The sequence below is a fragment of the Candidatus Sulfuricurvum sp. RIFRC-1 genome (genome assembly GCF_000310245.1).
Lineage (GTDB): Bacteria > Campylobacterota > Campylobacteria > Campylobacterales > Sulfurimonadaceae > Sulfuricurvum.
This window is the reverse complement of record NC_020505.1, coordinates 178,385-204,498: the sequence shown is the minus strand read 5'-3', so window position 1 is coordinate 204,498 and position 26,114 is coordinate 178,385. Positions and strand designations below refer to the sequence as shown.

The 26,114-nt window shown below is 44.0% G+C and carries 30 protein-coding genes; 10 read left to right on the top strand and 20 right to left on the bottom strand.

Translation table 11 applies throughout. From position 1 onward, the window contains the following. Positions 1 to 39: 39 nt before the first annotated feature. On the top strand, positions 40 to 945 hold the full coding sequence (locus B649_RS01110; protein ID WP_015652654.1) for a DUF234 domain-containing protein: 906 nt from the start codon (positions 40 to 42) through the stop codon (positions 943 to 945). Here the strand turns inward: B649_RS01110 and B649_RS01105 are convergent. Both B649_RS01105 and aguB read right to left on the bottom strand, forming a co-directional pair. Continuing rightward, positions 928 to 1,716 (bottom strand): J domain-containing protein, encoded by a 789-nt coding sequence (locus tag B649_RS01105; RefSeq protein WP_015652653.1) that lies wholly within the window; start codon positions 1,714 to 1,716, stop codon positions 928 to 930. The two genes, B649_RS01110 and B649_RS01105, sit on opposite strands and share 18 nt — an antisense overlap. A gap of 54 nt (positions 1,717 to 1,770) precedes the next feature. Further along, the gene (gene aguB, locus B649_RS01100) at positions 1,771 to 2,625 is read right to left on the bottom strand and encodes an N-carbamoylputrescine amidase (protein ID WP_366216100.1); all 855 of its coding nucleotides are present in this window, start codon (positions 2,623 to 2,625) and stop codon (positions 1,771 to 1,773) included. Between the two features lie 137 nt (positions 2,626 to 2,762). On the opposite strand from aguB, the gene B649_RS01095 reads away from it, so the two are divergent. Beyond that, entirely contained in the window at positions 2,763 to 3,509 is a 747-nt protein-coding gene (locus B649_RS01095) for a flagellin (RefSeq protein ID WP_015652651.1), read from the top strand. An 8-nt stretch (positions 3,510 to 3,517) separates the two neighbouring features. Here the strand turns inward: B649_RS01095 and argS are convergent, their stop codons facing one another. The 4 genes from argS to B649_RS01075 form a co-directional block, all read right to left on the bottom strand. Then, positions 3,518 to 5,098: an arginine--tRNA ligase gene (argS, locus tag B649_RS01090; protein ID WP_015652650.1), complete on the bottom strand. Its 1,581-nt coding sequence runs from the start codon at positions 5,096 to 5,098 to the stop codon at positions 3,518 to 3,520. Positions 5,099 to 5,101: 3 nt separating this feature from the next. Continuing rightward, a complete protein-coding gene (locus B649_RS01085; protein ID WP_015652649.1) occupies positions 5,102 to 5,338 on the bottom strand; it encodes a twin-arginine translocase TatA/TatE family subunit in 237 nt (78 codons plus the stop codon). A gap of 73 nt (positions 5,339 to 5,411) precedes the next feature. After that, positions 5,412 to 6,032: a guanylate kinase gene (gene gmk, locus B649_RS01080; RefSeq protein WP_015652648.1), complete on the bottom strand. Its 621-nt coding sequence runs from the start codon at positions 6,030 to 6,032 to the stop codon at positions 5,412 to 5,414. After that, a complete protein-coding gene (locus tag B649_RS01075; protein WP_015652647.1) occupies positions 6,029 to 7,414 on the bottom strand; it encodes a hypothetical protein in 1,386 nt (461 codons plus the stop codon). Before B649_RS01075 ends, gmk begins: the two co-directional genes overlap by 4 nt. A 71-nt stretch (positions 7,415 to 7,485) precedes the next feature. Between B649_RS01075 and B649_RS01070 the strand changes: the two genes are divergently transcribed. Beyond that, positions 7,486 to 7,962: a hypothetical protein gene (locus B649_RS01070; protein ID WP_015652646.1), complete on the top strand. Its 477-nt coding sequence runs from the start codon at positions 7,486 to 7,488 to the stop codon at positions 7,960 to 7,962. On the opposite strand, the gene fliR is transcribed toward B649_RS01070, so the two are convergent. The 4 genes from fliR to rpsB all read right to left on the bottom strand — a co-directional run bounded on the left by fliR (position 7,954) and on the right by rpsB (position 11,324). After that, positions 7,954 to 8,718, bottom strand: coding sequence for a flagellar biosynthetic protein FliR (fliR, locus tag B649_RS01065; RefSeq protein ID WP_015652645.1), 765 nt, complete (start codon positions 8,716 to 8,718; stop codon positions 7,954 to 7,956). The genes B649_RS01070 and fliR overlap by 9 nt on opposite strands. A 3-nt stretch (positions 8,719 to 8,721) precedes the next feature. Beyond that, a complete protein-coding gene (locus B649_RS01060; RefSeq protein WP_015652644.1) occupies positions 8,722 to 9,363 on the bottom strand; it encodes an ABC transporter ATP-binding protein in 642 nt (213 codons plus the stop codon). A gap of 111 nt (positions 9,364 to 9,474) precedes the next feature. Then, the gene (gene tsf / locus B649_RS01055; protein ID WP_015652643.1) at positions 9,475 to 10,542 is read right to left on the bottom strand and encodes a translation elongation factor Ts; all 1,068 of its coding nucleotides are present in this window, start codon (positions 10,540 to 10,542) and stop codon (positions 9,475 to 9,477) included. A 2-nt stretch (positions 10,543 to 10,544) separates the two neighbouring features. Next, positions 10,545 to 11,324: a 30S ribosomal protein S2 gene (rpsB, locus tag B649_RS01050; protein ID WP_015652642.1), complete on the bottom strand. Its 780-nt coding sequence runs from the start codon at positions 11,322 to 11,324 to the stop codon at positions 10,545 to 10,547. Between the two features lie 304 nt (positions 11,325 to 11,628). Here rpsB and B649_RS01045 point away from each other — a divergent pair, with 304 nt between their 5' ends. Continuing rightward, a complete protein-coding gene (locus B649_RS01045) occupies positions 11,629 to 13,161 on the top strand; it encodes a DUF3373 family protein (RefSeq protein ID WP_015652641.1) in 1,533 nt (510 codons plus the stop codon). A gap of 65 nt (positions 13,162 to 13,226) precedes the next feature. Here the strand turns inward: B649_RS01045 and B649_RS01040 are convergent, their stop codons facing one another. The 5 genes from B649_RS01040 to B649_RS01020 all read right to left on the bottom strand — a co-directional run bounded on the left by B649_RS01040 (position 13,227) and on the right by B649_RS01020 (position 16,854). Continuing rightward, on the bottom strand, positions 13,227 to 13,694 hold the full coding sequence (locus B649_RS01040) for a peroxiredoxin (protein WP_015652640.1): 468 nt from the start codon (positions 13,692 to 13,694) through the stop codon (positions 13,227 to 13,229). Between the two features lie 13 nt (positions 13,695 to 13,707). Next, positions 13,708 to 15,123, bottom strand: a complete 1,416-nt coding sequence (locus B649_RS01035) for an aldehyde dehydrogenase family protein (protein WP_015652639.1) — start codon at positions 15,121 to 15,123, stop codon at positions 13,708 to 13,710. 61 nt (positions 15,124 to 15,184) lie between these two features. Next, complete coding sequence (locus tag B649_RS01030) at positions 15,185 to 15,865, bottom strand: hypothetical protein (protein ID WP_015652638.1); 681 nt, start codon at positions 15,863 to 15,865, stop codon at positions 15,185 to 15,187. 50 nt (positions 15,866 to 15,915) lie between these two features. Further along, a complete protein-coding gene (purE, locus tag B649_RS01025; RefSeq protein ID WP_015652637.1) occupies positions 15,916 to 16,410 on the bottom strand; it encodes a 5-(carboxyamino)imidazole ribonucleotide mutase in 495 nt (164 codons plus the stop codon). Between the two features lie 57 nt (positions 16,411 to 16,467). Beyond that, complete coding sequence (locus B649_RS01020; protein WP_041192364.1) at positions 16,468 to 16,854, bottom strand: nuclear transport factor 2 family protein; 387 nt, start codon at positions 16,852 to 16,854, stop codon at positions 16,468 to 16,470. A gap of 175 nt (positions 16,855 to 17,029) precedes the next feature. On the opposite strand from B649_RS01020, the gene B649_RS01015 reads away from it, so the two are divergent. The 6 genes from B649_RS01015 to B649_RS00990 all read left to right on the top strand — a co-directional run bounded on the left by B649_RS01015 (position 17,030) and on the right by B649_RS00990 (position 21,345). Further along, the gene (locus tag B649_RS01015; protein ID WP_015652635.1) at positions 17,030 to 17,476 is read left to right on the top strand and encodes a hypothetical protein; all 447 of its coding nucleotides are present in this window, start codon (positions 17,030 to 17,032) and stop codon (positions 17,474 to 17,476) included. Between the two features lie 95 nt (positions 17,477 to 17,571). Continuing rightward, the gene (locus B649_RS01010; RefSeq protein ID WP_015652634.1) at positions 17,572 to 18,492 is read left to right on the top strand and encodes a branched-chain amino acid transaminase; all 921 of its coding nucleotides are present in this window, start codon (positions 17,572 to 17,574) and stop codon (positions 18,490 to 18,492) included. Between the two features lie 95 nt (positions 18,493 to 18,587). Then, positions 18,588 to 19,628, top strand: coding sequence for a prohibitin family protein (locus tag B649_RS01005; protein ID WP_015652633.1), 1,041 nt, complete (start codon positions 18,588 to 18,590; stop codon positions 19,626 to 19,628). A 3-nt stretch (positions 19,629 to 19,631) separates the two neighbouring features. Further along, positions 19,632 to 20,306, top strand: a complete 675-nt coding sequence (gene hisIE / locus B649_RS01000) for a bifunctional phosphoribosyl-AMP cyclohydrolase/phosphoribosyl-ATP diphosphatase HisIE (protein WP_015652632.1) — start codon at positions 19,632 to 19,634, stop codon at positions 20,304 to 20,306. Continuing rightward, complete coding sequence (locus B649_RS00995; RefSeq protein WP_015652631.1) at positions 20,303 to 20,818, top strand: DUF2393 domain-containing protein; 516 nt, start codon at positions 20,303 to 20,305, stop codon at positions 20,816 to 20,818. Before hisIE ends, B649_RS00995 begins: the two co-directional genes overlap by 4 nt. Beyond that, positions 20,815 to 21,345 carry a DUF2393 family protein gene (locus B649_RS00990; RefSeq protein WP_015652630.1) on the top strand — a complete coding sequence of 177 codons (531 nt, stop codon included), beginning with the start codon at positions 20,815 to 20,817 and terminating at the stop codon, positions 21,343 to 21,345. The genes B649_RS00995 and B649_RS00990 overlap by 4 nt, the downstream gene beginning before the upstream one ends. Here the strand turns inward: B649_RS00990 and B649_RS00985 are convergent. From B649_RS00985 to trxA, 5 genes are all read right to left on the bottom strand, one after another. Next, the gene (locus B649_RS00985; RefSeq protein ID WP_015652629.1) at positions 21,342 to 22,304 is read right to left on the bottom strand and encodes a TIGR01212 family radical SAM protein; all 963 of its coding nucleotides are present in this window, start codon (positions 22,302 to 22,304) and stop codon (positions 21,342 to 21,344) included. The genes B649_RS00990 and B649_RS00985 overlap by 4 nt on opposite strands. A gap of 9 nt (positions 22,305 to 22,313) precedes the next feature. Beyond that, on the bottom strand, positions 22,314 to 23,663 hold the full coding sequence (purF, locus tag B649_RS00980; RefSeq protein WP_015652628.1) for an amidophosphoribosyltransferase: 1,350 nt from the start codon (positions 23,661 to 23,663) through the stop codon (positions 22,314 to 22,316). Positions 23,664 to 23,673: 10 nt separating this feature from the next. Next, positions 23,674 to 24,444, bottom strand: coding sequence for a 4-hydroxy-tetrahydrodipicolinate reductase (gene dapB, locus B649_RS00975; RefSeq protein WP_015652627.1), 771 nt, complete (start codon positions 24,442 to 24,444; stop codon positions 23,674 to 23,676). Between the two features lie 85 nt (positions 24,445 to 24,529). Beyond that, positions 24,530 to 25,468: an FAD-dependent oxidoreductase gene (locus B649_RS00970; RefSeq protein WP_015652626.1), complete on the bottom strand. Its 939-nt coding sequence runs from the start codon at positions 25,466 to 25,468 to the stop codon at positions 24,530 to 24,532. Positions 25,469 to 25,692: 224 nt separating this feature from the next. Beyond that, on the bottom strand, positions 25,693 to 26,010 hold the full coding sequence (trxA, locus tag B649_RS00965; protein ID WP_015652625.1) for a thioredoxin: 318 nt from the start codon (positions 26,008 to 26,010) through the stop codon (positions 25,693 to 25,695). Positions 26,011 to 26,114: the final 104 nt, after the last annotated feature.

Genomic DNA, 26,114 nt, shown 5'->3' with positions numbered 1-26,114 from the left:
CAGTAGCGTACGAGTCAGTTATGCGTTATAATCTATCCAATGGATAGAAATCTTTTACACAATTTTTTTCAGCGCAATCTACCTCAGGATATGGAACAGTGCATAGAACTGTTCTCTATTTTCGGGGGATACGATGTATCGATCGATACCGATGAAAGGGTTGAATCGCTCATCACTCGCCACATACTCGAACACTTCGAAATCCATCGGGAGCATCTCCTCTCACCGCTTCATGACGATCCGCTCTATCTCAATCTTCTGCATGCGGTAGCCGTTGGTGATCGACGTCAAGGATCAGCCTATCGTCGTGCCCGTATCGGCAAAGAGCGAGGAGCCGAGGCCTTTGAATTTTTACGCTATAGCGGTTATCTCACACTGGAGCGTTCACGCGAAATGCCGCTGGAACGCGCCCATCCGAAACAGCGGTTTAAAAAAGAGATCGAGCATCATCGGATTTCTCATAAATACCGGTTTACTTCTCCGTTTTTACGTTTTTGGTTCGCTTTTGTAGAACCTTTCGCACCCTCAATCCGTGAAGGGAATTTTGAACGTTTTCTGGATCATTTTCAAGAACACTTCAATGCCTTTGTCGGCTTTACCTTTGAAGAATTATGCGATTTGTATATTCGCGAAATTTTGGCTCCTTCATTTCAAAACACTCTTCTCGATTCGGGAAGCTATTGGAATCGTGAAGTAGAGATTGATCTGTTTTGTGAAACGATGGAAGGGGAGATCTGGGTCGGAGAGTGTAAATGGACAAACCACAAAGTGAACAAAAAAGAGTTTCATAAACTCGAAGAAAAATGTACCAAACTCTCCATCACACCCGATAAAATTTTATTCTTTACCAAACGGGGCTTTTCAAATGAACTGCGGGATATGAAAGACAAACGGCTTTACCGTTTTTGTGCCGAGGATCTATTACCTTTAACTAACCGCTTGTAATGCACCGTATGCTTCTTGGAGAAGTTGGAATTTCTCGGTATATTTGTTGATAATATTAGGGCTTTTCTTTTGTACACGGTCGGGATGATACCGTTTTGCCAATGCGCGATACCGTTTTTTCAAATCTTCTAGGGGTGAACCCATCGGAATCTCGAAAATAGCATGGTAGCGAATCATTTTATCGATCGCATCGTTACCGTACCCCCATCCAGAGTAATTTCCGTACAACCTGCTCATAAACGCATCATCATAGCGATAATTGATTTGAAAATGGAGTACTTCACGACGATTGAGGGTTTTTTCAAGCCGTGCTTTGGCAACAGAGGTAGTAACATCGATGTACAAATCCGTTGCGGTTGCACTAACAACCAAAGAAGAGAGCTGTTGCTTAAGATAGCGCATCACCCATCGATTTTGTGTTCCAAAAGAGAGTTTAACCCGATCCGGACCATACGCATAAAGTGCAACATTGACGATTTCACTTTTACGATAGGGGACTTCGATACGAACGGCAGCGCTTTTGCATCGTTTCAATGATCGGCTGTAAAATGAGCCGGAAAGCTCATTCATTTTTGTATACCGCACACTTAGATTTTCTAAAAAATCCTCTTTTTGATCCGATGAATTTTCATTATTGAGTACCAGCACCCCATTATCGAGGAAAAGGGTGTTTTGAATATGATGGTCGAAAAACTCTTCCATCCACGGCTCTTCGAGGGTATTTGAGCTCCCTTGAACGAAGATAGCGTTATGGCGCAAAACAACTCTCACAGATACCCCCTGCTTAGCGATTATTACATTCACTAAAGCAAAATGGGTTCCAATTTATTCTTTAACGATTATTCCGTAACACTCCGGTCTGCGGTCTCGGATCAGTCCCCAGTAGTGGCGGTGTTCGCGGATAGATACCGGATCGAATTCGCTGTAGAGGATCTCCTCACGGTCGCGTGAGGCTTCAGCTACTTTTGCACCCGTGTGGTCAGTGATAAACGAGCTTCCATAAAACGTGAGACTACAACTCTCCCCTGCTTCCTCTCCGATACGATTCGCGGCAATGACAGGGACGATGTTCGCGGCAGAGTGCCCCATCTGTACCCGCTGCCAGTGGGATGCCGAATCGACACCGATCTCCGGCTCGCTTCCGATCGCAGTCGGATAAAAAATCATATCCGCACCCATGAGGGTTAGACTACGCGCCGTTTCGGGAAACCACTGATCCCAGCAGATACCGACCCCGACATTGCCGAATCTGGTTTGCCACACTTTGAATCCCGTGTCACCGGGAGCAAAATAAAACTTCTCTTCGTATCCGGGACCGTCAGGAATATGAGTCTTTCGGTAGTTTTCCATTACGGTGCCGTCCGCATCGATCATCACAAGAGAATTAAAATAGCGCTCACCCGAGCGCTCAAAATAGCTGATCGGCAATACAACACCGAGTTCTTTGGCCAAAGCGCTAAAGTGCGCGATGAGGGGGTTATCTTCGAGAGGTTGTGCCCAATCGAAATATTTTTTGTCCATATCCTTGCAAAAATAGTACCCCTCAAACAGTTCAGGGATCAAAATGATATTAGCTCCATTACGCGCCGCCTCACGCACCATCGATTCTGCTTTGAGAATATTAGAAGCTTTATCTTCACTCATCTGCATCTGTATTGCTGCTACTTTAACCATTCTCATTTCCTTACACCGTTCACAATGGCGAAATTATAGCATTGCTCCATTACACTTCTAACCAAATCTAGCCCAAAAATATTATTAACTTTTAATCTGTTCAGTGATATTCTGACTCTATGAGAGATTAAAAAGGGGATAAAATGAAATTAGATACCCAATTCAATCCGCTTCCTCAGATGACTTCTGAGATGAATAAGCGTGATAAAACACTCGAAAAAATAGCCGCAGCCGTAGAGTTAGGGATGCAAGATAGCGCTTCACGCTCAATCTCAGACATGCTGCAAAGTGAGATTTCTACCATGTCACAGGGGCTGATGAATGCCAATGACGGCGTTGCCATGATGCAAATTGCCGGAGGGACACTCAATTCTCTCAGTGATCAAACCCAAACTTTGAATGATCTCAGTGTCCGCTACAACAGCGCATCATTGAATTCATCTCAAAAACAAGAGTTGCAAGGTGAATTTAACCGTACCGTAGAATCGATGCAGCAAAGCATCGAGAGCAGTAGCTTTAACGGCAAAACTCTGTTTGGGAATAGTTCAACCCTCTCATTGGGAGAGAGTACGATCAGCGCATCACTCCCTGAACTATCCACGGTTTCACTGAGTATCGACAGCCAAGAGAGCATCGAGTCTTACAGAAATTCACTGATACAAGCAAATTCGACAGTCGGTTCCACGACCAACGGCTTAATCAGTGCTTCTAATACTCTGCTCGATCAAATCACAGCAACCTCAGCGGCAAAAAGTCAAATCGCCGATACCGACATGGCAAATGCAATCAAAGATTTTCAACAAAGCAATTTAAAATTGGATGTGGCTCAGATTGCGATGGCACATCGAAACGATATGCTTCAACAAAATGTTACGAGATTGTTGGGGTAAGATCGGATTTACATCCGATCTTTAGCTTGGATTCCGAGTAATGAAAGTCCTGTTTTGATGGAGAGGGCAACAACAAGTAGAAGTTTGAGTAGTTTCGCCTCATCTTCGGTGCCGATAATACGGGTATCGTAATAAAATTTATGCAAACGTCCCGCTAATACTTTTAGATAATCGGGAAGCTTTTGCGCTTGGCGCGATTCGAATGCATCCTCGATGATTTCCGGCAACAAAAGTGCTTCAAACAACAATCCGTCCGCATCGGCACTCAACCCGTGTAAATGGGAGAGCATAATCTCTTCAACCGTTTTTTCGCTTTTGGCAATCAATGTCTGAATACGGGCATGAGCGTATTGGATATAGTAGATCGGGTTAGAGCTGTCTTGACGCTTGAGCTCTTCGATATCAAATTCGAGTGCGGTATCACACTTTTTAGAGGCGAACATAAAGCGCAGTGCTTCCGCACCGATCTCTTCGACGACATCGCTCATGAGGATGACAGTTCCGGCACGTTTGGACATCTTGAACGGTTCACCCTCTTTGAGCAGACTTACCATTTGAGAGAGGAGTACTTCGAGCTTAGAGGAATCGTAACCCAAAAAGGTAATCGCCGCTTTGACACGGGCGATGTAACCGTGATGATCCGCTCCCCAGATGTTGATATAATCCTCGAATCCGCGCTCGAACTTTTGGTTATGGTAGATGATATCACCCGCAAGATACGTTGGACGACCGTCTTCACGAACCACTACTCGGTCATGATCATCGCCAAATTCGGAAGATCGGATAAAGGTTTTGCCTTCGTTGAGATAAACACCTTCACCCATTTTTGCCATAACACGATCCCACTCATTATAGAGGGACGCTTCCCCGACAAAGGTGTCAAAATGGACGTTAATCGCTGCCAAATCTTCCACGATAAGGGCTAAAATTTTATCTTTTGCCCAAAGAGCCAGCTCTTTTTGAGCGCTCTCATCACGAAGTGCCTCTTGACCGAAAAGCTCTACCGCCTCTTTAGCCAAATCGCTGAGATATTCGCCTCGATAGTATTTTTCCGGCCATTCTACCTCTTCGCCGAGCAGACTAGAACGCCCTTCAAGCTGCAAAGAGACCCCGAGAAGATCAATTTGATTGCCCGCGTCGTTGACGTAATATTCTGCCGTAATATCGTAGCCCAAATGACGACCTAGACGGAGCATTGTGTCACCGTAAACGGCTCCACGCGCATGTCCGATATGAAGCGGTCCGGTAGGGTTGGCACTGACAAATTCCAAAAGGATAGAACCTTGCTTATCGCCACTGCCAAACTCTTCGCCATGACTCAATGCCCACGAAGCGTATTCATCTAAAAACGACTCGGAGAGGCGGAAGTTGATATACCCCTTGACTGATTCAACGGCACCGAACATATCGTGATCGCTGAACGATGTTGCGATCTCTTCGGCAATCGCCATGGGTGATTTTCGAAGTTCTTTGGCAAGGGAAAAAGCGATAGGGGTAGCGAAGTGTCCGAAAGAGCGATCTTTCGGTTTTTCGAGGATAACATCACAATTGAATTTATCGCGCAACAGCGCACTGACTCGCTGTTTCAAGAATTACGCTTGTGTAGTAGTTTTAGGAGCTTCTACCGTTGTAGATGCTGTTGCATCGACTTGTTTTGGAGCTTCTGTCGGAGTAGTTGTTGCTACAGTCTCATCGTCTTTCATCTCTTTTTTGAAATTACGGATACCTTGTCCAATCCCTTTTGCAAGGTCAGGAATTTTTTTCGCACCGAATAACAAAATAACAATCCCGAAAATCAATAATAATTCGGTTCCGCTTGGCATACTCATGATTAGAGTCCCTTCTGTAGAAAATTAAGTGGGGAAGTATAACGTATTTCGATGAATACACCAAAAGTTTTTATTACGACGCTTCCCAAGTTTGGACAAATTCGTTGATTTGTAACGTCGGTATTTTCATCCGTGCCGCTTTAGCGATCGAAATTAAAATTTCAGATGCGTCTTCCAGTTTGTCGTTTACTACTAAAAAATCGTATTCGCTGATCCTCTGAACTTCTCTCTTTGCCATTTCAATGCGTCCGACGATCACCTCTTCACTATCGGTAGAGCGGTTATGTAAACGCCGTTTTAGCTCTTTGAGAGAAGGGGTTGTAATAAACACCGATGTCGTAATATCACTAAGCCGATTTTGAACCGCATCATGTCCTTGAACATCAATATCAAAAATAACGAGTTTTCCCTCTTTAAGCGCTTTTTTAACCGGGCCCAACGACGTTCCGTAATAGTTGCCGTGCACCACTGCGTATTCCAAAAACATCTCTTGCTCGATTTCACATTTAAACTCATCAACGCTGACGAAATGATAATGAACTCCATCCACTTCTCCCTCGCGTATGGGGCGTGTTGTTGTTGAAATCGAAAAATAGGTAGGACCGATATGATCGGTTATTTTATTAATCAAAGAACTCTTACCGGCACCGCTGGGACCGGATAAAACTAAAATTGCACCACTTCGACGATTCACTGTTCATTCCCGAAATTAATATTAATACTGATGTTAAGACCTTTTAGCGACTTGGCTACTTCTTCGTTTGAAAGTGCTTTTAGCAATGCTTGCAATGCTTCTACCCCTTCGGCATGAGAGGGTGTATGCGGCTGCGATACCTCCGCATTTTCTGCTTCATACACTACCGGCTCTTCGAAATCTTCACTCAATAATTCAACATCCGCAAAAGAGTCATCTTCCGTATCATCTGCTTCAGATTCTTCTTCCACCTCTTCTCCGATGGCAAGTTTTAGTTCGCGTTCATCAAGCATATCCAACTCATCAAATCCTTCAAGATCATCGCCATCAATCATCTCTTTCTCATCCAAATCCATTTCTTCGGATAAGGTATCGTCAAAATCGAGTTTAAAATCATCCAAATCTAACTCTTTATCGAGAGTTTCCGATTCTAGATCGTTCACCGCATCTTGGATCTGAGTTTCCAAATCGCCTAATTCGTCGTCGTCCAAAAGCATCTCATCGTCCAAATTCGGTAAAAGCATCTCATTATCGAGGTCAAAATCCAAATCACCGAGTTCAGATTCTTCTTCCGCTGAACCGACAGTTTCTTCGGTTTTAGCCTCAAAAGATTCTATCTCTCCAAACGGCTCTTCTTCTAACAAAAATTCATCGCTCAGTTCTTCTGCACTCTCTACAACCGGTTCATCGGCTACATTCAAAGCATCGTCTTCATGGATATCAGGTTCATCAATCCCTTTGATAATAATTTCCTCTTCCACATTCCAATCATCACTTTCGGTATCATCTAAAAGATTTTGAACCTCTTGAACCTCTTCCTTATCCAAAATAGCGGTTGGGAGGACGGCATCATCAAAATCTTCCAAAGAATCTATTTCATCACTAATATTTAGTGTCTCTCCCAGATCGATCTCATCATCCAAATCACCGAAATCAAACGAATCCATCTCGCCCGCTTCTTTCATATCCGGCAACGTTTCATCGAGATGAATGGCAAATGGAACTTCAGTTTTAACGAAAGGTTCTTCACTTCTGACACGCTCAGGAGCAATGGAAACCGACATGGTTTTTTTATCGATTTTGATAAACATATCAACCAAGTCGGTAGGGAGAAACGGCTTATTGATGACATTGTCAAATCCTGCCGGAACCGCTTTTCCACGGGTTGCCATGAGTAAAGTAGCTTTAAACGAAACCAACTCTTTCAGAGATTGAAACAGTTCGTCACTGTAAAGTGCATCATCGATAATCAACAAATCGTAATCGCTCTCTTGGATCTCATCTACGGACCAAATAACAATCAAATCATCTTTGGTTTTTTGTGCGCTGAGAGCTACCAGTTTTCGTACGACCGGATTATCGTTAAAAAGCAAAATTTTCATTGCTACCCCTCTTTAAATGCCCTTGTTCTATCAAAAGCTTCGTGGTATCATTGTAACTAAAAAAAAATTAAATGATAAAACTTCTTACCCTACTTTCTCTCTTTCTCCCCCTTTTTGGTGAAGAAAGAGTTTATCAGCTCCCCGATCATCACACACTTTTGACGTATGAATTAAACCGGCTGTGCAAAAAAAGTTCACATATTCATATCATTACTTCCTCTTTCAATCATTCCGTATTAAAAAAAGGGATTCTGAACGGTGCGCATAAAGGCTCTCTGGTCACATTAGTGGTAAATGATCCGAATGGAGATCCCCTCTCGATGGTTCAATATGAACGGGTCAATCTTTATACCTACCCTCACCCTTTAACGCAGAGTATTGTTATGATCGATGATTCGCTTGTCTGTACTTTGGATGGAGCTTTTGAAGAAGAAATCCTTACGTCCCAAAAACATCTCATTCGATGCAGTGACAATCAGCAGACAATCCGAGTACTTAAGCAATCGCAGTTGGCGATTTTCAAGCAGGCCAAACCCTATTTAGAATAATTTTTCGAGGAAGTTATACGCATTTTGTGTTTGTGAAGTGACGATCATCAACGTCGCGCCCAGTGTTACCATTAACACCACAAGCGATATACCGATTTTAATCGGCATCCCGATGACTAAAAGGTTAAATTGTGGCATGGTTTTCATCAACATGCCGAAAATGACATCGGCGAGCATCGTTAATGCCGTAATCGGAAAGGCGATCATAAATCCGACCACAAACATGTTGGTCATGGCGTGCATAATATACTGAAACAAAGAGGGAGTCATCATAAATCCCCCCAGTGGAACCGATGCAATCGATTCGGATGCGTAGAGCAGTATCCAGTGATGAAGATCAAAAACCAACAAGATCATGAGTGCTAACAATGCTAAAAACTGACTGATAATCGGCATTGATACACCCGATTGCGGATCGATCGCCGAGGCCAGTGAAAACCCCATCATAAATGAGATTTGTCCCCCTGCAAAGGTGATGACATGATAGGCTAGCTGCAAGACGATCCCCACTGCCAGTCCAAATAGCATTTCCCCTAAAATCGCGACCGTTAAACTAAGCGCATCGGTGGGGATATTAAGCGGCGGTACTGCACCAAAAAAGAATACCGTAAAGAAAAAAGCCATTGCCGCTTTAATCGAGATGGGAATATTCGCATGAGAAAAGATAGGTACCGCCATAAAAAGTGCGCTAAAGCGGGTGAAGAGTAATATAAAAGCGATGGTCCGGCCTTCGCTAAATATCTCTGCCAAATCCATAATTTAACCCTCGCTCAAACTACCGTTTTTCATACGATAGATATGATTACATCGTGCGGCTAACGACTCATCATGGGTAACCAAGACCATTGCCGCGCTGTGCTCAGCCAAATAGTCCTCAAAAATATCCATTACTTCAAGTGCCGTTGCGTGATCGAGATTACCGGTTGGCTCATCCGCGAAAATCAGACGAGGTTTTTTGGATAATACACGGGCAATCGATACCCTCTGCTGCTGCCCGCCTGAGAGTTCCGTCACTTTTTGGCGGATTACATTCTCAATCCCCAAACGCTCTAATAAATGCGGATCAATAGATTCACGAGCTAAAATTGCCGCTACTTCGAGATTCTCATAAGCGCTAAATCCTTTAAAGAGATAGTGACTTTGATAAATCATCCCTAAATCATTGCGGCGTAATTTAACAAGGGCTTTGTCATCCATTGCGTAAAGATCTTTTCCAAACAATTCGATCTTCCCATGATTTGGGCGAAGAAGTGAAGAGAGAATATGCATCAGCGTCGATTTCCCGCTGCCGCTTACACCGACAATGGCTATCGATTCTCCCGCATTAAGAGTGAGTGAAATATCCTCAAATAACGGATAATCAAAGGCATGAGATAAAGAGGTGGCTTGTAATAGTGTCATAGGGGAATTATAAAGGAAATTAAGTTAAAAAGAGCAGATTGAGGATCAAGTCCGCAATGACGAAACTTTTATCGTCATCCTGAACTTGATTCAGGACCTAAGGGTTACCCCTTACGCCATTTGAGCAGCGACTTCTTCGGCGAAGTTGTCAACTTTTTTCTCTAAACCTTCACCGACTTCGTATTTAACGAATTCAACGATTTCAGCAGTACCGCCAAATTTGGCAGCCTCTTTAGTAACCGCTTCGGCAACTGTCATAGAATCATCCATAACGTAGTTTTGATCCAAAAGTGCAAGCTCTTTATCCAACGTCGTGTTGTCCGCTACGAAGCGAGCCAATGATCCAGGGATGATGTTAGCCCAGATTTTTTCCGGTTTACCATCAGCAAGCAATTTCGCTTTGATCGCTTCTTCAGCAGCAGCCATAACTTCAGGAGTTAATTGTGATGCAGAGATGTACTGAGGAACGTTTTTCAACGGTTTTTTCAAACGCGCTAACTCTTCGTTCTCAGTTTTGATCGCTTCGATACGACCGATAGTTTCCGCTTCTACGAATGCAGGATCGAAATCTTTAGAGGTCAATGTTGTCGGTTTCATTGCCGCAGCGTGCATTGCAACGTTTTTAAGCATCGGAGCAAGTGCTTCCGCTACTTTCGCATCCGAACATGTTGCCGCAACAAGAACACCGACACGTCCGTTTGAGTGAACGTAACCGTTAACACATCCGTTTGCAGCCGCATTAAGGGTTGCAAAACGACGTACCACGATTTTTTCACCGATACGTGCTACTTGAGACGTAAAGTACTCTGAAAAAGTAGCCGTTTCGTATGATGTTTCGTTCAACTCTTCAACACTGCTTACACCCGTAGTAAATACGTGTGCCGCTGTATTGCCGACAAGGTTGATGAAACCGTCGTTTTTAGCAACGAAATCGGTTTCAGAGTTAACTTCTACCAAAGACGCTGATGCGAATGTTTCAGAAACTTTAAGACCCAAAAGTCCTTCAGCCGCTACGCGATCCGCTTTTTTAGCGGTTTGCGCCATACCACGGTCACGCAAAAATTCTTTTGCTTTTTCCATGTCGCCATCACATTCAGTGAGGGCTTTTTTACAATCCATCATCGGCGCATCAGTCGCTGCGCGGAGATCTTTTACCATCGCTGCTGTAACTTCTGCCATGATTACGCTTCCTCTGCTACTACTGCTACTTCTTCGCTAGCCGCTTCTGCTACTGCTTCCGCTGCAACTTCTTCATCTGCTACCGCTTCGTCGTTTCCGCCGTTGCGAAGTGCTTTACCTTCGTTGATCGCTTCTGCCATTTCTTTACAAAAAAGTTGGATAGAACGGATCGCATCGTCATTTCCAGGGATTGGAATGTCGATAACGTCCGGATCACAGTTGGTATCAAGAGGAGCAACAACTTGGATTCCAAGGTTACGCGCTTCTTGAACCGCGATGTGTTCTTTTACCGCATCGATAACGAACATCAAATCAGGCAAAGTTTTCATATGACGGATACCGCCGAGGTATGCAATCAATTTTTCTTTTTGACGATTCATCATCAACGCTTCTTTTTTAGTCAAAAGGTTGATTTGTCCGTTTGCTTGCATCTCTTCGATGATGTCAAGTTTACGGATTGATTTTTGGATCGTCGGGAAGTTTGTCAACATTCCACCCAACCAGCGGTTGTCAACGTATGGCATTCCACATTTTTCAGCTGCATCACGGATCGCAACACGAGCTTGTTTTTTAGTTCCTACGAAAAGGACAGTTTTGCCCTCAGCCGCAGCATCAACCACTTGTTGATACGCATTACGGAAATAACGCAATGTTTTTTGAAGATCGATGATGTAAATGTTTTTACGAACACCGAAAATGTATTTTTTCATTTTCGGATTCCAACGACGTGTTTGGTGACCGAAGTGTACACCGCATTCGAGAAGGTCTTTCATTGTTACCATAGTGATAACTCCTGTATAAAATATAGTTTGTTCTTCGTTGTCTTGGGCGAATGCTAACAGAGCCGATGAGACATCGGGTGCACGAGAACTGCGTGATCGCTTGCGAATTTTTTCCCACGTCTGCAAATAGAGGAGAGAAAATCGGGCGGATTATACTGAAATAGCTCTTAAATTTAGCTGTATTTAATATTACTCGCACCGTCACCTTTTTATCACACAAAATAGCCTTATTCAAATTACTTTTATATAATTTTTGTTAATATCAGTTCCAACAATGCACAGGCATTAAAAATAAGGAGAAATGATGACACAACGAATCCTAGGTTCTGTTGTCGCTGCCGCACTGCTCACTACGAGCGCATTCGCAGACGACGCATTGATGCAACGGTTTGAAAAGATGGAAAAAGAGATGGCAGCACTCAAAGCTGAGCTCAATGCCATCCGAGCCGAAAACTCTAAATTGAGTACTCAACTCTCTTCCCCTGTTGCTGTTGATGACAAAAAAGAGGTCGCAAGTGCCGGTAAACTTAACGAAACACTCGAAGAGATCCAAGATCAACTCGACGATTTAAACAAAAAAACCAATGGCAACAACCTCAAATTCGGAGTTGATTTCCGTACCAGCGTGGATAATCTCCACTACAAAATGGCCGATGGAAGCAAACAAGAAAACGATGCTCTACTCTCGAATCGCCTATGGTTAAATATGAACTATGCAGCTACCAAAAATCTTAGTTTTACAGGGCAACTTGCTTATAACAAAACATTCGGTCAGCGTTCTATGGTTGATTCCAATACGGCAGGAATGGAAGGTTTTGACTGGATCAGCAGCGAAGCGGCATACGATGACACCCTTCGTGTACGATCTGCCTATTTCTTTTACCAAGACGATGAGTTTATGGGAGCCGATGTTCCATGGACCGTCAGTATCGGTCGCCGTCCATCTACCGAGGGGCATCTCGTCAATTTGCGGGATGATGTAAAAGCTTCTTCTCCACTTGCGCACACCGTCAATGTCGAATTTGACGGTGCCAGTGCAAAATTCGGTACCGAAGAGCTGATCGGGCTGGATGGCTCCTACTTTAAACTCTGTCTTGGCCGAGGGATGAGCAATGCTGAACCGCGATTTGGGTCTTCACCTTACAGCGGAAATGATGCGACAACCAATGATGTTGATATGGCTGGAATTATTGTGGTTCCATACGACGATAAACAATACAGTACGGGATTCCAATATACCTATGCCAATAATTTAATTGATCAAATAACTGCCAGTACAACAGACTTTAGAATGAAAACCGTTGGAGGCCTCCACACAGCGACTGCTTTTGCGATGGTGAATGGAATCGGTGACGGTATTAATGATTTCTTGGATGAGACAATTTTCTTTGTCAGTGGTGCGATGTCAAAAACTGATCCTTATGAAGGCAAAGGGGGTATGCTGGGATCAACCGACAGTCAAACCGGATACAGCTACTGGATCGGTACTCAATTTCCATCACTCCTCACCGATGAGGGACGATGGGGAGCTGAGTTTAACCACGGTTCGAACTACTGGCGTCCGATTACGTACGGAGAAGACACTTTGATCGGATCTAAAATCGCCGCTCGCGGGGATGCCTATGAGCTTTATTTCACAGAACCGTTGGTTGATGACATCCTCACATTCCAACTCCGCTATACGTATATCGATTATGATTATGCCGGAAGTAACGGTTTCTTCGGAAGTACAACAGGAACTCCGATGAGTATGAGTGAAGCCATTGGAGCAGGTGCCGGCTCTATGGTTGTCGATAAAGCTCAAGATATTCGAGCTTATATTCGCTACAAATTCTAAATCTCTCGTCATCCTGAACTTGATTCAGGATCTAAGATTGCGGATCAAGTCCGCAATGACAGAAGTTATCCTACCAGTTTCGCCAATTCCTCTTTAACTTGTGCCACATGATCTTTTACTTTGACATTTGTCCATGCTGCTTTGATTATCCCTTTTGGATCAATGATGTACGTTGATCGGACAATCCCCATGTACTCTTTGCCGTAGTTCTTTTTCATTGCCCATACACCGTAATCTTGCATCATCTGCGTGGTCGGATCGCTAAGGAGGGTAATATCGAGGCTTTGTTTCTCGATAAAATTACGATGAGATTTCGTGCTGTCCGCACTCACCCCGAGGATAATCGCCCCCATATCATCATACGTATCCTGTGCAGCACTAAATTCACATGCTTCGGTAGTACAACCCGGAGTTGAGTCTTTCGGGTAAAAATAGAGGACAATCCATTTCCCGCGTAAATCGCGTGAGCAAATTTCTACATCGTCTTGGTTACTTAAACAAAAATCGGGGGCTACAGTTTCTAGTTCTAACATCATTACTACCTTTTTATAAAATTACTATGGATTTAATTTCGCTAAACTCTTCGATAGCAAACCGAGGTCCCTCACGTCCGACACCGCTCAGTTTCACACCGCCGTAGGGTTGAATGTCAAAACGTAACGTCGGCATATCATTGATCACCACACCCCCTGCTTCGAGTTCATCGATTGCTTGGGTCGCATGAGAGAGATTATTGGTGAAAACCGAGAATTGCAATCCGTACGGAGAATTATTCATCCGCTCTATTGCATCGCGGATTCCATCCACCCGTACCAGACTGACTATGGGAGCGAATACCTCTTCGCATACGATCTGCATCGACTCATGTACGTCTGCCATCACACACGGATAAAAAATCCGTCCTTCACGGTGTGGGGGAGTTAGCGGGCTCGCCCCCTCTTCCATCGCATTTTCTACCCAACTCATTGCACGTTCTGCCGCTTCATCGTTAATTAATGGACCTAAAAATGTATCCTCATTATACGGTGAACCGACAATAAGTTTCGTCGTTGCCTCTGCCATTTTGAGAGCAAATTCATTGTAGATAGAGCTATTTACGTAAATACGCTGGAGCGAAATACACACTTGCCCCGAGTTGACAAATGCCCCGATAGCACAACGCTCTGCCGCATAGTCGAGGTCGGCACTGGTATCGATGTACGTTGCCGCATTGCCGCCAAGTTCAAGCGAGACTTTTTTGATCCCCGCAGTGCGGGTAATGATATTGCCAACCCCCACCGATCCCGTAAAACTGATAACACGGGGAATATCACTGCCGACCAGCGCGCTTCCCACTTCCGCATCGCCGTACACGACACTCAGGGCATCAGGGATGGCATAAGGACTTTCGATAAAAAGTTTTGCCAGTTTATACGCACATAACGGCGCTTCGGGAGTTGGTTTGAGGACAACTGCATTTCCCGCAACCAGAGCAGGTGCCAGTTTATGGGCAACGAGATTGAGAGGAAAATTAAACGGAGTAATCGCTACGATAACGCCAACCGCTTCTCTGCGCCAATACGCGTGAGCCTTACGTCCGCTACTCATCGCGTCGGTGTTGATTGTCTCCCCATGCATGGTTCGCATCGTCTCGGCGGAGAGGGTGATCGTCTCGATACATCGATCCACTTCGATTCGGGCATACGTGATCGGTTTACCTACTTCGTCACACAATACTTTGGCAAACTCCTCACGCTGTTCACGGAGTTTAGAGGCAACATCCAACAGCCATGCGCATCGCTGATGGAGTGGAATTTTTTTAGCTTGTTTTGCCGCTTTTTGAGCAATCTTCAAAGCCTCGTTTGCATCTTCGGCACTGCACTGCGCCGCACGCGAAACGACACGCCCGTCATACGGGCTAAGACGCTCGGTGTAACTTTGCGGTACAACTTGACGTGATCCCATCCAAACGTGTGCATCCATCCTTCACTCCATTTAAAAAATATTGGAAATTATACAAATCATGACATAAAAAGCTTAGGTGTTATTTTTTCTTACTTCGAACCTTAGAGACCCTTTTAGGATTCGCTTTGTATTTTTTATCCTTGAGCTTTTCGACAATACCGACGGCTACGTTATGCATATCTTCAATAATTCCATCATTATTCTGTTCAAAAAAACCTCTATTGGTTTCAAATTTATCGATTAAGAGCGCAAAATCGATCTCTTTCAAAAACGGATAGTGATGTATCGATTTTTCCTCTTCAAGTATCCAATGACTTAAAATACAAATCACTAAAAATTCAGGGATAAAGGAAGGTTTGTCCGAAAAATGGCTCACCACTTTTTTCGCCATAGCATTGTAATAATCTTTCAACGGCTCTTCGAATTTGGCTAATTTTTTGAGGTGCGGATATTTATCGCCATATTTAGCCAAAGTCAACAAATAATCGACATTCACAACACTCTCTTGAAGTTTGTCTCTCAACTCTCTTAAGGTATCATAAACATACTCTGTATCGACCTTTGTTCCAACCGATAGCTCGCACGCACTCTCTTCAACTTGATAAAAATATCTCTCCAGCGCCGTTCGGGCAAAAACAAGTAATGCTTCTGTTTTTACATCTCTTAAAATCGTAGGCTTTACTCTGTTTGTGCAGTTCTCTTTCAAAAAAAGGTCAATTGAAAGAGCATTATCTTCAACCATTGAAAAATCTTGCAGCATACTCTTTCCTTGGTTTATGGTATTTTTATCTCGAAACTTTCATCTCTATATTAGAGTCTAGTTTCTATTCCTAACGAATCCGTCTCAACTTGTTGCGCTTTCGCAACTCTGTCTTCAAGAAGTTTTTGATGCAGTTCTTCATTTTGAAGCGCTAAAATTTGAATGGCCAAATAAGCTGAATTTATCGCTCCGGCTTTTCCGATAGCAACTGTGGCAACCGGCATTCCAGCAGGCATTTGTACTGTCGAAAGAAGAGCATCAATACCACTAAGTGCCGATGCACTCATCGGTACGCCGATAATAGGTTTAGTCGTTTTAGATGCCAATACTCCAGCCAAATGGGCTGCCATTCCGGCTGCTGCGATAAAAACCTGTGACCCTTTTTTTTCGGCATCTTCGATGTAATTCTTGGTTCGCTCAGGCGAGCGGTGAGCTGATGAAATAATCAATTCATAAGGAACACCGAAAGATTCCAAAGTTTCAGCACACGATTTCATCACTTCATAGTCACTCTTACTGCCCATAACAATCGAAACAAATTTCATTTTTACCCTTTATTTTTGGTTTTCACTTTTTTATTGATGATACTCTGATTACCTGTACTATACCATGCGCGGTACTTGAGAAGAGTGATGCTGCATAATTGGTCTTGACTTAGAAATATCTACAATATAACTAAACCGAGCTTCAAAATTCAGCATCTCTCCCTCAACATCAAAACGCCAGTTATAGATACCGCTCAATGCATACACACTCTCATTGATACGTTGAACGTGCAATGTTTTTTCATGCAGCGCAATACTTAACCCCTCACGACTTCCTAATTTTTCAAAATATTCACGAAGCTTATCCGGTGTATTCGGCAATTTATTGGAAAACGTCGGAATTAAAACAGCATGTTCATCATATAAAGACAAAAGAGCCTCAATGTCACCATGATTAACGGCATCCATCCATTCCGTAAGAATCTCTTTTGGAGTTCTCATCATCCTTCTCCCTTGTGTATAATTAAGTTATGCTATAATTTGGAAATTCAAAACTTTTGAAATTATGTTTCAATTATACTTATTATTACTAAAATAAATATCATAAAGATGTTTTTAAGCATTCTTTTTCCTCAATATCTTTAAAATATGTCCCAAAATTACACAGAGGATATCTTACATGGAACTTAAAATTACCGACGGTGTTTTAGGGGTACGCCCTCCCGTCACCAAACCCCACCCGGGATTCTACTTCCAAGTCGGCGAAGAGCGTTTTCGCCGCCTCATTGATGATCACTACGAGATGATCCGCAACAGTGATATCGCATTTTTATTTCCCGTTAACGATGATGAAGATTTTGAAGCTGCCAAAAAACACGCCGCCGACTTTCTCATCCAAATCTGCGGAGGACCCGACTTTTTTGCCCAAAGCCGTGGGGAACCTCGTATGGTAGGTCGCCACGCACCGTTTCGTATCGATGAGCACGGACGCCGCCGATGGCTTGAGTTTTATGCTGAACTCCTCCCTCCGCTCGAAGCAGAAGGGGTGAATCCTGAATACATCCAATCGTTTTGGGATTATCTCGATGTTTTCTCTATTTGGATGATCAATACACCCTCACATTAAATGCTTCCCGCGATTGCGGGAACTCCTCGCTCTTAATATACCTTAAATCACAACTGCGCTAAAATCTCCCAATTTTTCTTTTGGAGATCTTCCCTATGAATGAAGCCAAATATATTTGGATGAACGGCAAAATGCTTCCGTGGAGTGAAGCAAAGATTCACGTCCTTTCCCACACACTGCACTACGGTAACGGCGCAATCGAGGGGACCAAAGCGTATAAAACCCCAAAAGGGTATGCCATTTTTCGTCTGAACGACCACACAAAACGTCTGATCGAATCGGCAAAAATGACCCTTATTACGGTCCCTTACACTGTAGAGGAACTCAATGCGGCGCAAATCGAACTCTTGCGTGCCAACGAATTTACCGGAGAAAATGTCTATCTTCGTCCTATCGTTTACCTCGGTTACGGTGTTATGGGTGTCTATCACAAAGAAGCTCCGGTCGAAGTATCGGTTGCCGCATGGGAATGGGGCGCTTACCTCGGTGAAGAGGGGATGAAACGGGGAATCCGTTTGAAAATCTCATCGTTCAGCCGTCCGAATAACAAATCGAACATGGGTAAAGCCAAAGCGGTCGGAAACTACCTCAACTCTCAAATGGCGAAATTCGAAGCGGTTGAAGCAGGGTATGATGAAGCGTTGCTCCTCGATGATGAGGGATACGTTGCCGAAGCGAGCGGGGCATCGTTTTTCTTGATCAAAGACGGTGAACTAATCACCCCTCCAAATGACAACTCGCTCGTGTCGATTACCCAAAAAACCGTTATTGAGATGGCGGAAAACATGGGGATCAAAGTTACGCGCAGAAAAATCACCCGTGAAGAGATTTACGTAGCCGATGAAGCATTCCTCACCGGAACGGCGGCTGAGATTACTCCGATTCGCGAAGTCGATGCACGTGTACTCGGAGCAGGCGGACGCGGGCCATTGACCGAAAAAATCCAAAGCGCTTATTTCGACATCGTATGCGGTCGAAACCCAGATTACGATCACTATTTAACCTATATAAATTAAAAAAACACTGGGCTTACTGCCGAAGTAAACCCAGTGTTAACGTAGCTAATCGGGATGTATTCCGATAGCGTATAAATCATAGCAAAAGGAAAATCATGGCAAGTGATATGAACGACTATTTCAATAAAAAGAAAAAAGAAGAACAACGAGGGGGGGGCTTTCAGGCTCCAAAACCGCCAAAATTCGATTTTAATCTAAACAGCCAAAAAGCGGGAATGTTATGGGTTATCGGCGGATTTATTTTGCTCCTCGTTTTAGCCAAACCGTTCATCATTATCACCGAGGGGGAACGCGGTATCCTCTCCACCAACGGTAAATATGAAGATCAGGCACTCATGCCGGGGCTCCATTTCCTCATTCCTATGATCCAAAAAGTGTACGTTGTCGATACCAAAGTTCGTATCATCAACTATGCCGATAAAATTGATCGTGCTTCAACTGCAGGGGATGGAATCGTCCTCAAACCGGCGATTACCGTTTTGGATAAACGGGGACTTCCTGTCTCTATCGATATCACCGTCCAATATCGCTTAAACGCACAACTCGCGGCACAAACCATCTCCAACTGGGGCTTTAGCTGGGAAGATAAAATTATCGATCCGGTAGCCCGCGATGTCGTCCGTAACGTTGTCGGCCAATATGAAGCAGAAAATCTCCCGATTATGCGTAATGCTATTGCGACACAAATCGAAGCAGGGATTCGTAAAAATGTTGAAGGACAGAAAAATGCTCCGGCACAGCTTGAATCGATTCAACTGCGTGAAATTGGTCTTCCTCAAAAAGTAAAAGATCAAATTGAGCGGGTTCAAGTCGCGAAACAAGAAGTAGAGCGTGCACAGCAAGATGTTGAACGTGCGAAACAAGAGGCGTTCAAAAAAGAGACCGAAGCTCAAGGTACTGCGAACGCTATTACGATCCAAGCACAAGCACAAGCCAAAGCCAACCATCTTATCGGTGCTTCTCTAACCCCTGGCCTTTTAAAATTGGAGCAAATCCAAGTTCAAGGTAAATTTAACGAAGCCCTGAAAGAAAACAAAGACGCTAAAATTTTCCTCACCCCAGGGGGATCAACACCCAATATTTGGCTCGATACCAAAAGTGGCGACAACCAAAAAATAAGTTCTACAGGGAAATAACCAATGAATCTTGATCAAATCGACTGGGCAAAGGCAGAGCTTCTTCCCGTCATCGTCCAAGACTCGACTACTCTTGAAGTGCTTATGATGGCGTACGTGAACCGTGAAGCATTGGAGCTCTCCCTCTCGACGCGAATCGCCCACTATTATTCTCGATCCAAACAGCGCCTTTGGAAAAAAGGGGAGTCCAGCGGTCACCTACAGCACATCGATCGATTTTTGCTTGACTGTGATAACGATACGCTCCTCCTCCTCGTGCGTCAAGAGGGTGTGGCATGTCATACCGGACGTAAATCCTGTTTCTTTACCGATATCGAATTGGGTGAGTCTGTTAGTGAACCGCAAATCGATACAACCGCAACCTACGGCATTATTGATGAACTCTATCATACGATCCTAAGCCGAAAAAACGCTGACCCTGAAACTTCATGGACGGCTAAATTGTTGAGCAAAGGGGATAATACCATCCTCAAAAAAGTGGTCGAAGAGGCTGGAGAGTTTAGTTTTGCTATCAAAGACGGCAATGAAGATGAAATTATTTACGAATGTGCCGATTTAGTGTATCACGTCCTCGTTGCACTTGGGCATAAAAACATCTCTCCCGATCGTGTCAAACAAGAGCTTGCCCGCAGATTCGGGATGAGCGGGATTGCGGAGAAAAACGCTAGGAACAAATGAAAGCACGCATTCAAGATTTTATTCAACATCTGATTATTTACGATTACTTCCTCTTTGGAGGGGTGATTATCCTCTTTATTCTCCTTCTTATCATCGCTATCGTTTTACGTCATAAATTAGGTCTTGCCATATTCTTCGTTTTCATTGCCTTTGGGGTTTTAACAGCTGGACCTGTTGGGGGATATATCGCATTACATCACTATCTCTTTAAAAATAAAATTATTCTTCATGAGGTGAAAGCGCTTGAATTCACCGAAGCTCTCCTCATTAAAGGTGATATTAACAATACATCCAAACGCCCCTTTAGCGAATGTGCGATTCATGTCGGAGTTCATAAAGTGAGCCATAACCAATACCTTGATCGTCTTTATCCTTATATCCCTTTCAAAAAAAGTTCTCTACGGATAGAAGAGTCCATTTCACCCGGAGAATCAACCCCTTTTAAATTATTTGTCGAACCGTTCCGATATAGTAAAGATTACAATATTACCATTAAGGCAGATTGCAGATGAGTCCTTTAACTTCATGGCATTATTTTCTCATTACCGCTTTGGCGATTTTATTTGTATTGGGAACGATACTGGCCTTACGCTCGACATCTAAATTCTCAGTATTTACCACGATTACCTTGATTCTCGTTTTATTGGGGCTCTTCATATGGCCTCTCATAAACGAAACGGTTTACCAAGTTGAAGTTACCGATTTGGAAGATGAACGTTTTTATCAAACAGAACAAATCATGATTAAAGGGGTAGTTCGAAATATCGGAAAATATCCTGTAGCCAATGTTGTAGCAACCGTAAAAATGGTTAATATAAAAGGTTCAAGTCAATCAAAAGCGAGCCAGTTCGCACAACCAACGGCATTTGCAGAATTATTTGAAGGAGACAACCCCGACTTCAAGCGACAAAATGTTGTCGAGCAGCAAGTCGTTGCGGATTATATCAATCCGGGAAAGTCCAAAACCTTTAGCATCATGTTGAAGTATCCGCCGTATTTTAAAAATGCCTCTTACGACGTTACAGCAAAAGCCAATTAGTATTTTAGTCCTACCGCTTTCAGGGTCGCGTTAATAGTGCGTAGTTGAGCATTTTTGTCTTTGCACCACAAAGGGGCGATTAACGTCTCATCGTCAGTTCCTGCACTGATACGCTGTACACTGACATGTTTGGGCTTCAATAATATCGCTTCTTTAAGAACCTCTACATAAAGTTCTTCACTTATGGGATCAAAGTCGCCTCTGGCATATTCGTTGGCGAGTGCCGTGCGTTTTACGACATAGAGCGGATGGTATTTCACCGAATCAATCCCCAACGCATACGCCTCGTTCACCGTACCGAGCATCATCTCTTTGGTCTCCCCGGGAAGACCAAAAATCAGATGACCGCAAACCTTGAGTCCATACGATTTTGCTTTGAGTATTGCCTCTTTGACATTGGCACTGTCATGTCCGCGATTAATCCGCTCCAGTGTCTCATCGTAAATCGACTGAATACCGAACTCAATCCAAATCTCTGTTTTTTCTGAAAGGTGTGCAAGATACTCGAATGTTTCATCACTGATACTGTCCGAGCGTGTTCCGATGCTAAGACCGACCACGTTGTCAAAGGACAAAGCTTTTTCGTATAGAGATTTGAGTGTTTCGAATGGGGCATAGGTGTTGGTAAAGCTTTGAAAATAGACCATAAACTTCTCAGCACCGTGTGCCGCCTGCAAACGATTAGAAAGTGCATTAAACTGCCACTCTAACTGCTGAAGCTGTTTGTCTAAATGGGGGTTGCTTGAGGAGTTTAGGTTAAGGAAAAAACCTTTAAGCTCGCGGGCATGATCAAGGCTTGGGCTGAAAGAGTCATTTTCACAAAACGTACATCCCCCCTTGGCCACCGTTCCGTCAATATTGGGGCAGGTAAACCCGGAGATTGAGACGGGAACTTTAGAAATTTTTACCCCAAATTTATGGTGTAAATATTGCCCAAAGGTAAAAATCTGTTCCCGCATACAGCTCTCTTAGATAATATACTTGCCGGTGAAGCAAGCTGTACAATAATTCTCTTCTTTGCCGTTTACACTATCAAGCAATGCCTCATTACTCAAATACCCCAGCGAATCGGCTTCGATAAAGGCACAAATCTCCGCGTTGGTCATATTGGCCGCGATGAGTTTCTCTTTATCGGGAGTATCGACTCCGTAATAACACGGGTCGGTTGTCGGTGGGCTGGAGATACGCATATGCACCTCTGCTGCTCCGGCGGCTTTCAGCATCCGGACAATTTGGCGGCTGGTGGTTCCGCGAACGATTGAATCATCAACGACAATCAGACGTTTTCCGCGAATGAGATCATAGATCGGAGAAAGTTTCATTTTTACTTTTAAATCACGCATCTCTTGGGTTGGCTCAATAAACGTACGCCCAATGTAATGGTTACGCATAATCGCCATCTCGAAAGGGATACCGCTCTCTTGCGAATATCCGATCGCAGCAGGCACACCGCCATCAGGAACCGGAACAACCATATCGGCAACAACGGGCTGCTCACGTGCCAATGCTTTTCCCATCGCTTTACGCATTTCATAAACATTTTGTTTGTACACATTTGAATCAGGACGGGCAAAATAGACGTATTCAAAGATACAGTGTTTTGGTGTCGGTTCAAACACCTTTATTGATTTTGGCGCTTTCCCTTTTTCGAAAATCAGCAATTCTCCCGGTTCTACATCACGGATATACTCTGCGCCGATAAGATCAAACGCACAGGTTTCTGAAGCAACGACATAACCATCTCCAACCCGTCCGAGGCTCAAAGGACGGAAACCGTGCGGATCACGCATCGCAAACATTTTAGAACGGCTTAGGAATACGAGAGAATAAGCCCCTTCGATCTTTTTCACCGCATCGATGATACGGTCCGTCAAATGGTGCTGATCGCTTTTTGCGATCAGATGGATCAGATTCTCCGTATCCATAAACGTTTGAAAAATCGCCCCTTTTTTGATCAAAGCGTCACGAACTTCTTTGGCATTGGTCAAGTTACCGTTATGGACAATTGACATCTCTCCGAGATCATAACGGGCAAATACCGGCTGTGCATCGAGAATCGAATCATCTCCCGCCGTAGAGTATCGGGTATGTCCGATTGCCATATGCCCTTTGAGCGTATTGAGTTTTTGGGGATCAAATACTTGCGTTACTAAACCCCGATCTTTGATCGTATAGAGTTTTTCTCCATCGCTGGTACTGATTCCGGCCGCTTCTTGACCACGATGCTGCAGGGCATGAAGGGAGAAATAAGCAAGTTTTGACGCTTCTGGATGGTCGAAAATACCGACTACTGCACATTTTTCATTTAAGCTACGCACTTTTGTTTCCTTATGCTAGTTCTAAACAGTCTTGAATACTGTACAGACCGTTTGGTTTTCCGGCCAGCCATTTTGCGGCACGAATGGCACCTTTGGAGAAGGTATTGCGACTGGTTGCGGTATGGTGAAGTTCGATGAATTCACCCTCATTATAAAACCCGACCGTATGACGACCGACGATATCTCCGCCGCGCAATGCCATTACGGCGATTTCATCTTTGGTTCGCTCACCGATATTGCCGTTACGCCCGCTGACACGTACCGCATCGAGATCAAGATTTCGCCCCGCTGCTGCCGAGTGGGCAAGGGTGAGAGCCGTACCGCTCGGAGCATCTTTTTTATGACGATGATGCTGTTCGACGATTTCAATATCAAATCCGTCAAGAGTTTTAGCCGCCATGTGAACCAGTTGATTGAGCAGAGCAACGCCGAGTGACATATTGGTCGCATACAAAATCGGCATCGATTCACTCGCCGTTTTGAGGAGATTCATCTGATGCGTATCTAAACCCGTCGTTCCGATCACCAAAGGCTTAGGATGCTCAATCGCGCGCTCCAATAAAACCTGTGTCGCTTCGGGCAATGAAAAATCGATAATGACATCTGAGCTTTTGAGCAACGTCGCCATATCGTTCGTCACCATTACCGAAGGATCGATTGAGAAATTGAGTTCATTACGGACATACACCGCCCCTAGTGAAATCTCGTTCTCGTGGCGCAAATCTTCAATCAATAGCTTACCGACACGTCCGCCAGCGCCAAATACACCTGCTCTAATCATATGTAGCATCCCTATTCAAACATTAATAAGGATATTTTACCCTCTTCGTCTTTAAAAAGGGCGTAAACGCCATCATTAAAAAATGTTACTGGTGTCCATCCACATACGCGATGGCTTGCAACGCGGCTACGGCACCGTCACCTGCCGCACAAACCACTTGTTTCGGAGCTTCTGCGCGCATATCCCCTGCTGCATAAAGACCCGGAATGGATGTTTTCATGCTCAAATCAACTTTTACTTCACCCCAGGGGGTCATGTCACATAAAAACGAGCCGTCTTCTTGCATCAAAACTTGATTGTTGACATTGTTGCCAACGAATACGAAAACGCCCGGAACATCGATTTGACGAGATGAACCGTCTTGGAGTTTGACGCGGATACCATCGACACCCATTGAACCTCCGAATACCTCTTCGGGGATAGCGTTCAACACCAATTCGATATTAGCGGTCTCTTTCACTCTCGCAATCGTGTTGGGAGCAGAACGGAAGCTGTCACGACGGTGAATAAGGTACACTTTAGAGCAGATTTTTGCCAAATACAGAGCTTCTTCCAAAGCCGTATCACCCCCACCGATCACGGCGACCTCTTTGTTTTTGTAGAAAAACCCGTCACACGTCGCACATGTACTCACACCGCGCCCAAAAAATGTATCTTCACCCGTAAATCCGGCGCGTTTTGGTGTTGATCCCGTACACACGATAACGCTTTTCGCCTCATCGGATGAACCGTCTGATTTTTGGATTATAAACACACCCGCTTCACCTCGTGTGACTCGCGTCACTTCGGACATCTCATGTTTTAGACCAAAACGTTGGCATTGTTCCGGCCACGGGATCATCAGATCCATCCCTGTGATGTGACCGGTCACCCCCGGATAGTTTTCAATCTCCGAACTCATCGTAATCTGACCGCCCGGCATCCCTTTCTCATACATGATGACATTGTCCAACCCGCCACGCGTGGTGTATAAACCGGCAGTAAGCCCTGCCGGTCCCCCTCCAATGATCGCACAATCCAACATTCATAACTCCTGTTTTTTTCAAAAAAATTATTATGGAAGTATCATACTCTCTTGTAAATAAAGGGGTACTTTGGAGGGATGAGGGGGGGAATAATTAAGGTTCTATTTATAATAAAAATAAATTTATAGAATACCAAATAGAAGGCTGATTCTGGCCCGATAGGGTCTAGCTTCAGTGCTATATTTCGGCGAGTGCAGATGAGGAGATTTCCCCATCGTTTAAATTATAGCAACGCGTTTAGTTTGTCAGCGAATGCTTGTTTAGAAGCTGCGCCTACCATTTGCTCAACGACTTCACCGTTTTTAAAGAAAAGAATAGTAGGGATAGAACGGATACCGTATTTAACGGCGATATCTTGCTCTTCATCGGTATTAACTTTACAGATATTCGCTTTTCCTTCATATTCAGCCGCCAACTCTTCGATAACCGGAGCGATCATACGGCATGGTCCACACCAAGGAGCCCAAAAATCTACCAAAGAGACACCCTCTTTGGTTACTTCATCAAAATTTGAAACGGTTAATTCTACGTATTTAGCCATTGTAATTCCTTGCATTGCAATTGTTTGTGATGAGTCATTATAACGCCCCAATCTTTAAAATGACTTATTACAGAATACTCACATTTTTTCTCAGAACTCTTACG

Excerpts from the sequence above, each read along its gene's own strand:
- B649_RS01110 (WP_015652654.1), top strand. The coding sequence starts at position 40 with ATGGATAGAAATCTTTTACACAATTTTTTTCAGCGCAATCTACCTCAG.
- aguB (WP_366216100.1), bottom strand. The coding sequence starts at position 2,625 with ATGAGAATGGTTAAAGTAGCAGCAATACAGATGCAGATGAGTGAAGAT.
- B649_RS01095 (WP_015652651.1), top strand. The coding sequence starts at position 2,763 with ATGAAATTAGATACCCAATTCAATCCGCTTCCTCAGATGACTTCTGAG.
- B649_RS01085 (WP_015652649.1), bottom strand. The coding sequence starts at position 5,338 with ATGAGTATGCCAAGCGGAACCGAATTATTATTGATTTTCGGGATTGTT.
- B649_RS01075 (WP_015652647.1), bottom strand. The coding sequence starts at position 7,414 with ATGAAAATTTTGCTTTTTAACGATAATCCGGTCGTACGAAAACTGGTA.
- B649_RS01070 (WP_015652646.1), top strand. The coding sequence starts at position 7,486 with ATGATAAAACTTCTTACCCTACTTTCTCTCTTTCTCCCCCTTTTTGGT.
- fliR (WP_015652645.1), bottom strand. The coding sequence starts at position 8,718 with ATGGATTTGGCAGAGATATTTAGCGAAGGCCGGACCATCGCTTTTATA.
- B649_RS01060 (WP_015652644.1), bottom strand. The coding sequence starts at position 9,363 with ATGACACTATTACAAGCCACCTCTTTATCTCATGCCTTTGATTATCCG.
- tsf (WP_015652643.1), bottom strand. The coding sequence starts at position 10,542 with ATGGCAGAAGTTACAGCAGCGATGGTAAAAGATCTCCGCGCAGCGACT.
- rpsB (WP_015652642.1), bottom strand. The coding sequence starts at position 11,324 with ATGGTAACAATGAAAGACCTTCTCGAATGCGGTGTACACTTCGGTCAC.
- B649_RS01045 (WP_015652641.1), top strand. The coding sequence starts at position 11,629 with ATGACACAACGAATCCTAGGTTCTGTTGTCGCTGCCGCACTGCTCACT.
- B649_RS01040 (WP_015652640.1), bottom strand. The coding sequence starts at position 13,694 with ATGTTAGAACTAGAAACTGTAGCCCCCGATTTTTGTTTAAGTAACCAA.
- B649_RS01035 (WP_015652639.1), bottom strand. The coding sequence starts at position 15,123 with ATGGATGCACACGTTTGGATGGGATCACGTCAAGTTGTACCGCAAAGT.
- B649_RS01030 (WP_015652638.1), bottom strand. The coding sequence starts at position 15,865 with ATGCTGCAAGATTTTTCAATGGTTGAAGATAATGCTCTTTCAATTGAC.
- purE (WP_015652637.1), bottom strand. The coding sequence starts at position 16,410 with ATGAAATTTGTTTCGATTGTTATGGGCAGTAAGAGTGACTATGAAGTG.
- B649_RS01020 (WP_041192364.1), bottom strand. The coding sequence starts at position 16,854 with ATGATGAGAACTCCAAAAGAGATTCTTACGGAATGGATGGATGCCGTT.
- B649_RS01015 (WP_015652635.1), top strand. The coding sequence starts at position 17,030 with ATGGAACTTAAAATTACCGACGGTGTTTTAGGGGTACGCCCTCCCGTC.
- B649_RS01010 (WP_015652634.1), top strand. The coding sequence starts at position 17,572 with ATGAATGAAGCCAAATATATTTGGATGAACGGCAAAATGCTTCCGTGG.
- B649_RS01005 (WP_015652633.1), top strand. The coding sequence starts at position 18,588 with ATGGCAAGTGATATGAACGACTATTTCAATAAAAAGAAAAAAGAAGAA.
- hisIE (WP_015652632.1), top strand. The coding sequence starts at position 19,632 with ATGAATCTTGATCAAATCGACTGGGCAAAGGCAGAGCTTCTTCCCGTC.
- B649_RS00995 (WP_015652631.1), top strand. The coding sequence starts at position 20,303 with ATGAAAGCACGCATTCAAGATTTTATTCAACATCTGATTATTTACGAT.
- B649_RS00990 (WP_015652630.1), top strand. The coding sequence starts at position 20,815 with ATGAGTCCTTTAACTTCATGGCATTATTTTCTCATTACCGCTTTGGCG.
- B649_RS00985 (WP_015652629.1), bottom strand. The coding sequence starts at position 22,304 with ATGCGGGAACAGATTTTTACCTTTGGGCAATATTTACACCATAAATTT.
- dapB (WP_015652627.1), bottom strand. The coding sequence starts at position 24,444 with ATGATTAGAGCAGGTGTATTTGGCGCTGGCGGACGTGTCGGTAAGCTA.
- B649_RS00970 (WP_015652626.1), bottom strand. The coding sequence starts at position 25,468 with ATGTTGGATTGTGCGATCATTGGAGGGGGACCGGCAGGGCTTACTGCC.
- trxA (WP_015652625.1), bottom strand. The coding sequence starts at position 26,010 with ATGGCTAAATACGTAGAATTAACCGTTTCAAATTTTGATGAAGTAACC.